This is a genomic window from Ereboglobus sp. PH5-5 (assembly GCF_029504805.1).
In the GTDB taxonomy this organism is placed as follows: Bacteria; Verrucomicrobiota; Verrucomicrobiia; order Opitutales; family Opitutaceae; genus Ereboglobus.
The window spans coordinates 1-12,313 of the sequence record NZ_JAQFIT010000013.1 but is presented as its reverse complement, the minus strand read 5'-3'; the positions used below and the strand labels follow the sequence as shown (position 1 = coordinate 12,313).

At 58.9% G+C, this 12,313-nt stretch carries 13 protein-coding genes; 9 read left to right on the top strand and 4 right to left on the bottom strand.

Annotated features, from left to right (window positions below):
* Positions 1 to 10: 10 nt before the first annotated feature.
* Entirely contained in the window at positions 11 to 1,729 is a 1,719-nt protein-coding gene (locus M2103_RS09550; protein ID WP_277510233.1) for an exosortase/archaeosortase family protein, read from the bottom strand.
* Between the two features lie 146 nt (positions 1,730 to 1,875).
* On the bottom strand, positions 1,876 to 2,757 hold the full coding sequence (locus M2103_RS09545; protein WP_277510232.1) for an SDR family NAD(P)-dependent oxidoreductase: 882 nt from the start codon (positions 2,755 to 2,757) through the stop codon (positions 1,876 to 1,878).
* Between the two features lie 84 nt (positions 2,758 to 2,841).
* Here M2103_RS09545 and M2103_RS09540 point away from each other — a divergent pair, with 84 nt between their 5' ends.
* The gene (locus M2103_RS09540) at positions 2,842 to 3,429 is read left to right on the top strand and encodes a flavoprotein (RefSeq protein ID WP_277510230.1); all 588 of its coding nucleotides are present in this window, start codon (positions 2,842 to 2,844) and stop codon (positions 3,427 to 3,429) included.
* A gap of 29 nt (positions 3,430 to 3,458) precedes the next feature.
* Here the strand turns inward: M2103_RS09540 and sugE are convergent, their stop codons facing one another.
* Positions 3,459 to 3,785, bottom strand: a complete 327-nt coding sequence (gene sugE / locus M2103_RS09535) for a quaternary ammonium compound efflux SMR transporter SugE (RefSeq protein WP_277510229.1) — start codon at positions 3,783 to 3,785, stop codon at positions 3,459 to 3,461.
* A gap of 598 nt (positions 3,786 to 4,383) precedes the next feature.
* Between sugE and M2103_RS09530 the strand changes: the two genes are divergently transcribed.
* The 8 genes from M2103_RS09530 to M2103_RS09495 all read left to right on the top strand — a co-directional run bounded on the left by M2103_RS09530 (position 4,384) and on the right by M2103_RS09495 (position 11,946).
* The gene (locus M2103_RS09530) at positions 4,384 to 4,722 is read left to right on the top strand and encodes a hypothetical protein (RefSeq protein WP_277510227.1); all 339 of its coding nucleotides are present in this window, start codon (positions 4,384 to 4,386) and stop codon (positions 4,720 to 4,722) included.
* A gap of 233 nt (positions 4,723 to 4,955) precedes the next feature.
* Positions 4,956 to 5,384 (top strand): hypothetical protein, encoded by a 429-nt coding sequence (locus M2103_RS09525; protein ID WP_277510226.1) that lies wholly within the window; start codon positions 4,956 to 4,958, stop codon positions 5,382 to 5,384.
* Positions 5,385 to 5,438: 54 nt separating this feature from the next.
* Positions 5,439 to 5,669: a hypothetical protein gene (locus M2103_RS09520; RefSeq protein ID WP_277510225.1), complete on the top strand. Its 231-nt coding sequence runs from the start codon at positions 5,439 to 5,441 to the stop codon at positions 5,667 to 5,669.
* Complete coding sequence (locus M2103_RS09515; RefSeq protein ID WP_277510224.1) at positions 5,669 to 6,133, top strand: type II secretion system protein GspG; 465 nt, start codon at positions 5,669 to 5,671, stop codon at positions 6,131 to 6,133. Before M2103_RS09520 ends, M2103_RS09515 begins: the two co-directional genes overlap by 1 nt.
* 158 nt (positions 6,134 to 6,291) lie before the next feature.
* Positions 6,292 to 6,936 carry a corrinoid protein gene (locus M2103_RS09510; protein WP_277510223.1) on the top strand — a complete coding sequence of 215 codons (645 nt, stop codon included), beginning with the start codon at positions 6,292 to 6,294 and terminating at the stop codon, positions 6,934 to 6,936.
* 117 nt (positions 6,937 to 7,053) lie between these two features.
* A complete protein-coding gene (locus M2103_RS09505) occupies positions 7,054 to 8,124 on the top strand; it encodes a uroporphyrinogen decarboxylase family protein (protein WP_277510222.1) in 1,071 nt (356 codons plus the stop codon).
* 345 nt (positions 8,125 to 8,469) lie between these two features.
* Positions 8,470 to 10,551: a DUF1080 domain-containing protein gene (locus M2103_RS09500; RefSeq protein WP_277510221.1), complete on the top strand. Its 2,082-nt coding sequence runs from the start codon at positions 8,470 to 8,472 to the stop codon at positions 10,549 to 10,551.
* A 42-nt stretch (positions 10,552 to 10,593) separates the two neighbouring features.
* Complete coding sequence (locus tag M2103_RS09495; RefSeq protein ID WP_277510220.1) at positions 10,594 to 11,946, top strand: Gfo/Idh/MocA family oxidoreductase; 1,353 nt, start codon at positions 10,594 to 10,596, stop codon at positions 11,944 to 11,946.
* Between the two features lie 82 nt (positions 11,947 to 12,028).
* Here the strand turns inward: M2103_RS09495 and M2103_RS09490 are convergent.
* On the bottom strand, positions 12,029 to 12,313 hold a 285-nt coding region (locus M2103_RS09490; protein ID WP_277510218.1), incomplete at its 5' end, for an autotransporter outer membrane beta-barrel domain-containing protein.

Here is a 12,313-nt window from a genome sequence, read left to right as displayed (position 1 = left end):
GCGGGAAAGTTCAATCATTTCTTGCGCGGGTTTCGGGCCAGCTCAGCGCGATCACTTCGGCAATGCGCGCGCGCGCCGCCTCCTCGCCGTCCAGGGCGAGCGATTGCGCGACCACATACGCCCAGCGGTCCGCGCGCAAATGCAGCAGCCGGTCGGTCGCGCCGCGCAAAAGCATTCCGGCGTGAGACGCCTCGGTGCCATCGCTTCCGGCAAACCAATAGACAAACACGGCCGGTATGGTCGCGGTGGTTTTTGAATCCGCCAAAACCACCCCGCGCTCGATGCGCAGCAGCGTGGCGTCGAGCGTTCCGCCATCGGGCAGCGCGAATCGCTCCCTGCCGCGTCCCTTGATTCGCCATCCCTGGCCGACAAGGCAGACTTCGGGACGGTGAATTGACGTGCGGTCGCGTCCGCTGAGAACAATCGAGAAAAAAACCTGCTCGCGTTGCGGATTGGAAAGGCGCGCGTAATTTTTGCGCGCAAAACCCGTGTCCGGCGGGAGTAATTCGCGCTCGACCGCGCTGACCTCGACATCGCGTCCGCCCCACTTGGTTCCCAAAAACACCGGCAACGGCGCCGGGTTCACCCCGTCGGACGCAAGCCGCACGCCGGCCGACCCGCGCACCGCGACCGTGTCCAGTCGCGCCGTCGCAAACGCCGCGCCCGCCGCCGACACACACACACACACCGCCACCACCCAAGCCGCCGCAACAGACATCCCGCGCGAGCCCGCCGCTTTTAATGCGGTGCGGTCCATTGGGTTGCGGTGTTCCTTTTCTTGTTCATTATCATTATGATATGATTTATCGGAATCGCGTTTTTTAGATTCGCGCATCAACCGCGCCGCGCCGAGCAGCAGCGCGAACACAATCAAAAACACCACCCAGCCCGACCAGTCGTGCACGCGCCCGCCCGCCGCGTGTCCGAACCATTCGCCGGCCAGCACGATCACGCCGATGCGCGCCACGTTGCCGACAAACACAAACGGCACGCACAACACCGCCAGCGCCGCGCGCCGCCACCACGAGCGAAATCCGAGATAACCGACGAGCAACGCCATCGCGAGCAGTGCCACAAACGACCGCACTCCGGAGCACGCCGCGGCGACATCGTATTGAAAATTTCCATCCGGAGAAAACAGCTGCGTGCCATTGCGCACCACGTCGATGCCGGCGCCGTGCGCAAGCGCGCTGACCGTGCCCACCACGCCGAGCCGCAGGTAAAAACCAAGCGTGTCGAGAAATCCAAACGGAATCGCAAGCATCAGAAACCCGAGCGGAAAAACCGCCGCGCGCGACCACGACAAAACCGCGCCGCGCCCGTCTTGTTTTTTGCAACAATCGGCAAGCGCGAGCACTCCCCACGTGAACACCAGGAACGCAACAATCGACACGCGCGTCTGCTGCATTGCATAACCGGCGATATGCAGCGCGAGCGCGCCAAGCATGGCGATCGCGGGGGCGCCCCTTGCGCCGCCAATTTGCGCGCTTTCCGCATTTCGTGTGTTTCGCCGGAACAGCCACGCGGCCACGACGACGACGAGCGGGCCGTGTTGTGTTTCCGAGGCCGGATCAAACCATTGCCAGCCCCACCACCAGAAGAGCGATTGTGTGTGGATGTAGCCGCGCGTCGCATTGCCGAAAAACTGAAATACAACCGCGCCCGCCAGCGCGCAAACAAGCACGGGCAGCCACGGCGGAACGCAATTGATGCGCAACGATTGTTTCATTGACGCCGCCCATTCTCGCAAAGGCCGCCGCGCTTTGCAACTGCCGGATGTTTTTCAAACCATTGTTATTGCGGCGGGGCAAAACGGCATTGCGGCACCGTTTTACTCGTCCGCACTGAGCGGGCGTGCGCCGTCGGTTCACGGATTTATTTCGCATGACGTTTCATTCGCAACGCCCAGTCCATTGCGCGCACGGGCAGCAGCCATTTCAAAAACAGAAACAATTTTGCGTGAGCCGGTCCGTTGTAATGCGCGCGCGGTCTTCGTGCCGTGAGCGCCTTTTCCACGAGTCGCGCGATGTCGTCCGGCACGCCCGCCACGCGCCGCAGCTTCACGCGCTTTGTTTGAAAATCCCCCACATAGGGCGCATACGGTCCCGCGCCGTCACCGGAAAGCACGCGATTCGACACCGCATCCGCGACTTGCCCGAACTCCGTGCGGATGAAACCCGGACGCACCAGCACCACGTCGATTCCAAACGGCTTTAGTTCGCCGCGCAGCCCGTCGGTTATTCCCTCGAGCGCAAACTTCGTCGAATCATACGCCGCCGACATCGGGCGCGTGATGCGTCCCGCCACCGAGCCGATGTTGATGATGCGCCCGCCGTCTTTTCCCGTGCCGTCCTTGCCGAGTCGTGCCTGCGTGCGCATGACCGGCGCGACGAGTTGCGTGAGCGCGACGAGCGAAAACACATTGGTCTCGAAATTTGCGCGCAACGCCTCAAGTGGAATTCGCTCGATCGGGCCGCGCTGCCCGTAGCCGGCGTTGTTCACAAGCGCGTCGATGCGTCCGAATCGCTCCACCGCCACGCGCACCAACCGCTCGCGATCTATTGCCACATTCACATCGCCCGCGACGGCGAGCGTGCGCGTCCCCGCCGGATCAATCTCCGCGCAAAGCGCCTCAAGTCGTTCCGCGCGCCTCGCAAACACGACGACGTTCGCGCCCGCTCGCGCCATCCGCCGTGCCACGGCCCCGCCGATTCCCGAAGACGCGCCCGTGACGATGACAGTTTTGTTTTTTGGCATGGCTGCATAATGTCATTTACCGGGCGCGCTGCCAAGCCTGCTTCGACACTTGCGACTCGTGCAAAGTGGTGTTTGTTTTTTCGCATGACGACATCCGCGCCCATTCCCTCGCTCGAAGGCAAAAAAATCATTCTCGGAGTCACAGGCTCGATCGCCGCTTACAAGGCGGCCGAGATCACCAGCCAGTTGCGCAAGCGCGGCGCGGAGATTTTTCCCGTCATGACCGCCGCCGCGCAAAAGTTCATCACTCCGCTGACATTGCAAACGCTCGCGCGCAATCCCGTCGCCGCCGATCTTTGGGACGAGGGCAACGGCTGGCAGCCTGGCCACATCGAGCTCGCCGACAAGGCCGACCTCATGCTTGTCGCGCCCGCCACCGCCGACGTGATCGCGCAATTTGCCCACGGACTCGCGCCTGATTATTTGAGTTCAATGTATCTGGTTTGTCGCGCGCCGGTGCTGATCGCGCCCGCCATGAACTGCAAAATGTGGACGCACCCGGCGACCGCCGCCAATGTTGCCACGCTCAAGACGCGCGGCGTCGAATTCATCGGCCCCGAGGAGGGCGCGCTCGCCTGCGGCTACGAAGGCATCGGCCGCCTCTGGCCGGTCGGGGACATTGTCGGGCGGGTCGAAACGATGCTTGGCGCGTCGGGTGGCAAACCGGAATAGGGAAGGGCACCCGGGCGAGCCCGGGTTTTTTAGGCCGCGGGTTTTGCCAGCAGTTTCAGGCCGACCACTCCGCCGACGATCAGGCACACGCAGAGGATGCGCGGCACGTCGCGCGATTCTCCGAGAAACATCATCCCGACAATCGCCGCGCCTGCCGCGCCGATGCCGGTCCAGATCGCGTAAGCCGTTCCAACCGGCAGCTGCTTCATTGCCATCGCGAGCAGGGCGAAACTGGCGAGCATGAACACAATTGTGACGACACCCGGCCAAAACCGAGAAAACCCGTCCGACTGCTTCATGCCAATCGCCCAGACAACTTCAAAAACCCCCGCGATAACCAGATAAACCCAAGCCATAACTTTTCCTTTCCAAACAATTTCAACTGATGAGTTATGACACCTACGGGCCGGGCGCGATTTGCGCTCAAAAACCCGCCATCGGCATCTCGCATGGCTGTGGGGAACACATGCAAAACAAACATCCCTTGGCAAGCAAATGGAAGACCGGCGTCTGGGGTAAGGTGAAGTTGGTGAAGGCAAAAGGCGCGTGCGATGGAGCGGCGGCCAGGAAACCGTCGCGCCCTATCCAAAACGGTGTTTGCCCGCCAAGCTCCTTGAAGTAACGCCCAAAGGCCTCGGGCGAGTTGGCCTCGCTTCGCGCCGCACAAAGGTTTGCGGCCTTGCGCATCCAGCGCGCACGTCACACGATGTCGCTTGTGATAATCAATTCCGGCATCGTTCATGGCAACCAGGCGCCGCTGTGCTTACCCGCGCTACTCGGCTCTGATTCTCATGCTACTTGGCCCCTTTCTCTGCTAATGAAAATCAACAAGCATCGATCTGGTTTCTTCAAAATTATTACAAAATGATGAAAACTCTATTGAGAATTCTCCTGATTAGCATTGGGCCATTATGCGCAGCATCCTCCCAAGAGGAACGGCTCGAATACGTATCCATGTTTTCCCTTATTTCATCTCCTGAGCGCTATGATGGGAAATTCATAAAAGTTCGCGGATATTATTTTATGTTTTCTCCATCTCAACAATTTTTATACAATAGCATAGAAGATCACAAGGGAGGAGTAATGAAAAATAGTGTGTGGATTTATGGACTTCCTGACGATGTGCAAATTCCTAAGAAATATGTGGAGAAGGTAGGCAAAGGGTCGTCATTATCAAAAACAACTGGAAGTTACGTGACGATTGTTGGAAGGTTCAAAAGGGAAATTATATATAAAACCAGTTCAATGCCTACCGGCGTTATTGAATTTCTTTATATGGAGAAAGAAATATAAAATTTGAAAGGCTAAATCTGACGATATCAAGTATTAAGGAATATTTTGATATGCAATGAATGACTATCGAGGGCAAACGCTTCATTTTATGAGTATCATGAAATACTATTTTTATTGGTATTGTTTTATTTCAAAAATAATAGGCGGAAATGTTGAAAATAAGTTTCATGTCGAATTGAGGTCTGTCGCCTTTTGTCCTTCCGTCGCCTTTTGCCCCTTCTATAAATAGACCAATGAAAACTTTATTCAAATTTTTCCTTATTACTATAAGTGTCTCATCTGCGAGCATATCCCTCTCCCAAGATGCGCATCCTGAATATGTGTCAATGATCTCGCTTATCTCTAACCCCGAGCGTTATGAAAACAAACTTATAAGAGTTCGTGGATATTTTTTTCACAGTTCGTCATCCTACAACTTTTTATATGATAATATCGAGGATCATAAAGGAGGATTGTTAAAAAATAGCATAGGGGTTCACCCCATTCCGAAAAATTTTCAAATCCCCGAGCAATATAAAGATAAAATCGGAAAAAAACCTTTAACAGATGTTCATGCAAAATATGTAACTTTTACCGGAAGATTTAGGCAACATTTGCCATACAGGATTTCTTCACTCCCTACAGGCATCATAGAAGTTCTTTTCTTTGAAGATTATCCTTAAAAGCTTTTGGGGAGGCGAAAACGGGTTAGACAAATTGTCGCTGTAAGCGATTTTTTGTTGGTTACCGAAAATGGAATAAACTATCCCTATGGAAATCATCTTGATATGTGTATTATGATCGGATGCGGCACAGCCAACCGCGATACTGGCGGGTTCTCATGGGCAGGAGTGTTTGACCCAGATGGCGCACGGGGGATGTGGTTCAAAGGCTATACCAACCCTCAACAAAGTGTTTCGAAAGCATTGAAGGATGTTGTCAATGGTTCCGTTTTCCCTAAAAAATAATGAAATTAATAAAACTAACAATAATTACATTATTTTTTGTTTTCATTATAATATCAATTATTATGATTTTTTTCCTCCTTCAACGACATGAGCCTGCTAAAACAGAATTTACGAGAGGGGTGGTTAACCAATGGGCGCAATATATTAAATTATACCATGGTATTAAAAAGTTACCGGCGCCTGATTTGAATACAGTTTTGGACACTGTGAGCAATGAGGCTGTAAAAGATCCGAACGTTGCCAAGAATTACGATGAAAAAATATATATCGAAAACAAGAAACGATTATCATTTGATTCATGGGGCAATAAAATTATTTTTCGTTACGAAACACGCGCCAACAACGAATTGTGGGTTGTTGTGACGTCCAAAGGCCCGGATGGAACATTGGGCACAAACGATGATATCACGGCAGAACGTCAAGTGAGGAGGCCTGAGATGGGGTCAGGCCTGAATGGCACTTGACGGTGTTCCCGCAGGCTTCGCGCTGCTGGCGTTCTTGACTGCGTGTGTTTGTGCGTCTCTTCGCACGAAAATCCAAAGTTTGCGCACTTAAGTGCAAGCAAACCGGAGGCGGTTCTGGTATTGTTTGCGCCCTCAACCGCAAATAAAACCCTGATATTATGAGCAACCCAATCCTCGAACAACTTTCCGCCGCGGTCATTGGCGGCAAAAGCAAAGACGCAAAGGCCGCCACGCAGCAGGCGCTGGACGCAAACATTCCCCTCCAGGAAATCGTGGACAACGCCCTCGTCAGCGCGATGGGCATCGTTGGCGAAAAATTCAAGCGCAACGAAATTTTCGTCCCCGAGATGCTCATTGCCGCTCGCGCCATGAAGGAGTCGATGGGCATGCTCGAGCCGCTTCTCGCCAAGGCCGGCATCGTTCCGAAATACACCGCCGTCATCGGGACCGTGCAGGGCGACCTTCACGACATCGGCAAAAATCTCGTCGCCATGATGTGGAAGGGCGCGAACTTCCGCGTCGTCGATCTCGGCGTGAACGTGACGCCTGAAAAATTCCTCGCCGCCGCCAAGGAGCACAACGCCGACCTCGTCGGGCTTTCCGCGCTTCTCACCACCACGATGCCCGCGATGAAATCGACCGTCGCCCTCATCAAGGAGGCCAATCTCCCGAAGACCAAGGTCATGATCGGCGGCGCGCCGATCACGCAGCAATTCGCCGACGAAATCGGCGCGGACGGTTACAGCTCCGACGCCGGCTCCGCCGTTGACAAAGCCTGCGAGCTCATAGGCGCAACCGCCTGACGCCCAAACCGCGCGTCTTATTCTGACATGTTGCGCGGACATTCCTGTCCGCGCCCATCGCCACTGCGTGCCCTAATTTTTCAACACACAACAAACCACTGTCCCTCATCCGCTTTCATGAACAACAACTATTACACCGACCTTGCCATCAAGGGACTTCGCGCGCCCGTCGGCGCGCACCTCATTCTGCATGCGCATGCCGACCACGACGCCATTCTCCTCGACGGCAAACGCCTTGGCGACGTGATTGCCGAAACCGCGCGCCGTTTCAACTGCCCGCTCGCGATTCCGCTCATGGACCTCACGCTCGAAAAAGACGCGCTGTTGCGCGCCTGCGGCGTTCCCGAGGACGAAATCGAAAGTTATCATTTTGCGCCGCCGTCGACCTCGATGGAAAACCCGCCCAAGCTCCCCCCGCTCGCAACGGAACTCCCCGGCATCCCGCTCACGCCGCGCATGCGCGCCACATGCGACGCGATCACACGCATCGCGCAAACGCACACGGACCTCCTCCCCATCGGCATGTGCATCGGCCCCTTTTCGCTGATGACCAAGCTCGTCACCGACCCGATCATGCCCGTCTTTCTTGCCGGCACCGGAATCACCGCCGGGGACGAACCCGACATCGCCATGGTTGAGCGTCTTCTCGCGCTCGGCGAGCACGTCATCCATGAATATTTGCGCGCGCAAATCGCCGCCGGCGCCAAGGCGATCTTCGTCTGCGAACCCGCGGCAAACCTGGTTTATTTTTCCCCGAAGCAGCAGGAGGAAACCAACTACGCCGTTTTCGAAAAATACGTGATGGAGCCCATGCGTCGTTTCGCCGCGCTGCTCGCGGAGCACGATGTCGACCTGATCTTCCACGACTGCGGCGAACTCACGGGCGAAATGGTGCGCCGCCTCGGCGCGCTCAACCCGGCAATCATCAGCCTTGGCGGCTCGCGCAAACTCTGGGAGGACGCCGCGCTGATTCCGAAAACCACCGTCATCTACGGCAACCTGCCCAGCAAAAATTTCTACGCGCCGCAACTCACCGCCGAAACCGTCGCCGCGATGGCGCGCGAGCTTCTGGAAAAAATGCGCGCCACGGGCCACCCCTTCATCCTCGGCACCGAGTGCGACGTCCTCAGCGTCCCCGGCAGCGAGGCCGAAATCATGAGCAAGGTGGACGCTTTTATGCGGGCGTGACGGCGTCCGTCGCAACCCTCCGATTACCCCGAAGCCATTGCACCACTCCCGTAGGGGCGTCGCTTGCGACGCCCTTGCCCTACGAATGATTCTCAAACCGGGCGTCGCAAGCGACGCCCCTACGACGAAAATATAAAAGCTTTGGGTCGTTGGCATAAGGAGCATTTGTTCTCGGCCATGCCCGCCGCGTCCGCGACTCCGGTTAAACCGCCTCGCGGCGCGGTAAATTTTTATTCATGCTTTCCATCCCGTCCGGAAACCTTTGTTCTGGCGTCGCGTTCATCCGCGGATTGAAAAAGATCTCGCGATCGACACCGAACCCTTCCGGATAACCACCGCATTTCCATGAAAACAAAATCCCTCATCCCCGTCCTCGCCATCGCCCTCTGTGCTGGCGCCGTCCTCCAGGCCGCCACCATCGCCAACCCCGGCGACCTCGCCACCAGCAAGGCTCCCCCCGGCTCCAAACAGTGGCCTGCCGCAACCCCGCTTTTCGCACCCAACCTCTCCAACGTCTCCACCGCCCCCGGCGCGTGGTCGTGCAAGGACGGCGTCTTCACCGGCAAAGGCGTCGCATGGACCAAGGCTGCCGGCGACAACTTCTACCTCTCCCTCGAATTCCGCGCCCAAGCCAAGGCCGACGGCGGCATCTTCCTCCGCTGCTCCGACACCAAGGACTACGTGCAAAACTCCATCGAGGTCCAAATCCTTCAGGGCGACCCCGCGGGCAACAATGAACGCGCCCTCGTCGGCGCCCTCTACGACCTCGTCGCCCCCTCGCGCCAAGTCGAAATTGAGCCGGGCGCCTGGCACAAACTCCTCATCCGCGCCGATAACGAAAAAATCACCGTCTGGCTCGATGACGAACGCCTTGTCCGCGCCGATCTTGAGCAATGGACCGCCGCTGGAAAAAACCCCGGTGGCACCGGCAACAAATTCAAAAAAGCGCTTCGCGACTTCGCCCGCTCCGGAGTCATCGGCCTCCACGCCGCCGAGGGTAAAATCGAATACCGAAACCTCTTTATCGAAGCCCTCCCGCCGCCTCCCGTCGCCGCCCCTGTCAGCGACGCCGACGCCTCCGTGCTCCTGTCCTTCCTCACCGCCACCCCCTGGACCGCCAAGATAGGCAAGGGCCAGAACACCTCCACCTTCACCCTCCACCCCGACAACACCTACACCGAGAACTGGATGGGCAAGAATAAGAAAGGCACCTGGCGCGTCACCGGCCCCGCCACCATCGCCCTCACAACCCCCGAAAAAAGCACGCTCGTCTTCACCGCCGATCCCGGCGCAGGCGTCCTCCGTCGCCGCGGCTCCGCCACCTACACCCCGACCAATCCCGCAGCGCTCCAGAAAACCCCGTCCACCCCTGTCCGTGTCGATGACGGCGCGCTCCTGTCCTTCCTCACCGCCACTCCCTGGACCGGCAAGCTCGGCAAAAACACCTCCACCTTCACCCTCCACCCTGACAACACCTACACCGAGAACTGGATGGGCAAGAACAAGAAAGGCACCTGGCGCGTCACCGGTCCCGCCACCATCGCCCTCACAACCCCCGAAAAAAACACGCTCGTCTTCACCGCCGACCAAGCAAACCGCGTCCTTCGTCGCCGCGGCTCCGCCACCTACACCCCAACCAATCCCGCCGCGCTCGACAAGCTCCCTCCCGCCGCCGCTCGCTCCGGCTCCGCCGCGCCCTTCGCCGGCATCACTTATCTCCCTTCCACCACCCCCGCCGCCGAGACCGAGGACTGGACGACCAAAGTCCCTGTCGTGAAGGCTCCCGCCGGCTCCGCCGTTCCGTCCGATGCCACCGTCCTTTTCGACGGCTCCGGCCTTGACGCATGGGAATCCACCAGCGCCAAGGAAACCTCCCCCCGGTGGAAAGTCGCCGGCGGCATCCTCACCCCTGTTGAAAAAACCGGCAGCCTCCGCACCAAGGCCTCCTACGGCGACGTGCAAGTGCACCTCGAATTCCGCACGCAAACCAACCCCGTGAAAAGCGGCCAGCAACGCGGCAACAGCGGTCTCATCTTCATGGGCCTCTACGAGTTCCAGGTGCTCGATTCCCACGAAAACCCCACCTACGCCAACGGACAGGCCGCCTCCGTTTACAAACAACACCCGCCCCTCGCAAACGCCTCCCGCGCCCCCGGCGAATGGCAGTCCTACGACGTGGTTTTCATTGCCCCGCGCTTCAACGCCGCCGGCGAGCTCGTCTCCCCCGCGCGCATCACCGCCTTCCATAACGGCATCCTCGTCCAGCACGGCGCCATCCTCACCGGCCCGACCGTCCACCGGGGCCGCGTCCCCTATGCCGCGCACCCCGCCAAGCTCCCGCTCGTCCTTCAAAACCACGCCACCGACCGTCCCTCCTTCCGCAACATCTGGCTGCGCGAACTCTCCCTGCCGGCCTCCTCCAAATAACACTCCGAACTCCGCGCCTCAGCGGTTACATTAGAAATTTCCATGAAAAAAAACACCCTCTTCACCCGACGCCATTTTTTGCAAACATCCGCGCTCGCCGCGCTCGCGACCGCGCTCCCGCTCGGACGCCTCCGCGCCGCCCCCGGGTTTAGGAACCTCGTCTCCGGCCGCAAAGTCCGCCTCGCCTTCGTGGGCATCGGCGGACGCGGCAACAGCAACATCGACGGCCTCGCACCGCTCGCCGATGTCGTCGCGCTCTGCGACGTGGATTTCGCCCGCGCGCGCCAGAACTTCGCCCGCTTCCCCCTCGCCCCGCGCTACCGCGACTACCGCCAGATGCTCGAGGAGATGCACGACCGCATCGACGCCGTCGCCATCTCCACAACCGACCACATGCACTTCCCCATCGCCCTCGCCGCCATTGAGCGGGGCAAGCACGTTTACGTCGAAAAACCCCTTTCGCACACCATCGGCGAGGCGCGCATCCTGAAAGCCGCCGCTGCGAAACACGGCGTCGTCACACAAATGGGCAACCAAGGCGCCGCCCGCGAAGGCTGCCGCGTCACCAAGGAATGGCTCGATGCCGGCGTCATTGGCACTGTCCGCGAAGTCCACTGCTGGACCAACCGCCCCATCTGGCCCCAGGGCATGCCCGCGCCCCGTCCCGACGCCGCCTCGCCGCTGCCGCCCACCCTCGAATGGGACCTTTGGCAAGGCGTCGCCCCCGCCCGCGCCTACGCCCCGCGAATCGCCCCCTTCAACTGGCGCGGATTCCTCGATTACGGTTGCGGCGCCCTCGGCGACATGGGCTGCCACCTCTTCAACGCCCCCGTCTTCGCCCTCGGACTGAGCGGCGACGTCACCGTTTCCGCCAAGCACTCCGGCATCGCCGACGGAATCTGGCCCAAATGGTCCGTCATCACCTACCAATTCCCCGCCCGCGGTAGCCGTCCTCCCGTGAAGCTCGTCTGGTATGACGGCGGCAAAAAGCCCGAGAAACCCGATTCCTTCGAGGCCGACACCCAGCTCGCCGGCAACGGCACGATTTACCTTGGCGACAAGGGCGCCCTCTACGACACCAACACCTACGGCGGCGTTCCGCGCGTCTTCCCTGTCGAGCTTGCGAAAAAATTCGCCTCCGCCCGCCCGCCCAAAACCATTCCCCGCATCGTCAAAGGCAGCATCTACATGGACTGGATCAACGCCATCACCAGCGCGGGCCCCGCGCCGTGCTCGAACTTCGTCGACTATTCCGTGGATCTCACCGAAACCACCCTCCTCGGCAACCTCGCCCTGCTTTCGGATCGTCCCGTCCGTTGGGACACCGCCAGCGCCACCGCCGTCGGCCAGCCCGAATTAAACCAATACATAAACAAAACCTACCGCTCCTTCTGAGCCAAAGTGCGGGCAGATAAAAAGGCCGCCTCGTTATGGGGCGGCCTTTTTTTGGGCGGGCGGGTTTTATGAAGGGGGGGGGTTACCAGAGTCTGCGGTAGCCGAGGTTGATGGACCAGGGGCGGTCGTAGGCCCGGGCCTTGGCATACTCGTAGTCGATGTGGAGCTGCGAGGCGGCGTCGAGACGGTAGCTCGTGCCAAAGCCCATTTCGATGCGTTTGCCGTCGTAGTCGGTGCGGAAGGTTTTGCCGTGCGCCTTGATCGCGCCGCGATCCGAGTCCACCGTCACCCCGGCGAGCTTGCCGTAGGGGTGCCAGCGGCTGTCCTTGATCTGGCGGCCAAAGCGCAACAGCGCGCGGTATTGCGT

Excerpts from the sequence above, each read along its gene's own strand:
- M2103_RS09550 (WP_277510233.1), bottom strand. The coding sequence starts at position 1,729 with ATGAAACAATCGTTGCGCATCAATTGCGTTCCGCCGTGGCTGCCCGTG.
- M2103_RS09545 (WP_277510232.1), bottom strand. The coding sequence starts at position 2,757 with ATGCCAAAAAACAAAACTGTCATCGTCACGGGCGCGTCTTCGGGAATC.
- M2103_RS09540 (WP_277510230.1), top strand. The coding sequence starts at position 2,842 with ATGACGACATCCGCGCCCATTCCCTCGCTCGAAGGCAAAAAAATCATT.
- sugE (WP_277510229.1), bottom strand. The coding sequence starts at position 3,785 with ATGGCTTGGGTTTATCTGGTTATCGCGGGGGTTTTTGAAGTTGTCTGG.
- M2103_RS09530 (WP_277510227.1), top strand. The coding sequence starts at position 4,384 with ATGTTTTCCCTTATTTCATCTCCTGAGCGCTATGATGGGAAATTCATA.
- M2103_RS09525 (WP_277510226.1), top strand. The coding sequence starts at position 4,956 with ATGAAAACTTTATTCAAATTTTTCCTTATTACTATAAGTGTCTCATCT.
- M2103_RS09515 (WP_277510224.1), top strand. The coding sequence starts at position 5,669 with ATGAAATTAATAAAACTAACAATAATTACATTATTTTTTGTTTTCATT.
- M2103_RS09510 (WP_277510223.1), top strand. The coding sequence starts at position 6,292 with ATGAGCAACCCAATCCTCGAACAACTTTCCGCCGCGGTCATTGGCGGC.
- M2103_RS09505 (WP_277510222.1), top strand. The coding sequence starts at position 7,054 with ATGAACAACAACTATTACACCGACCTTGCCATCAAGGGACTTCGCGCG.
- M2103_RS09500 (WP_277510221.1), top strand. The coding sequence starts at position 8,470 with ATGAAAACAAAATCCCTCATCCCCGTCCTCGCCATCGCCCTCTGTGCT.
- M2103_RS09495 (WP_277510220.1), top strand. The coding sequence starts at position 10,594 with ATGAAAAAAAACACCCTCTTCACCCGACGCCATTTTTTGCAAACATCC.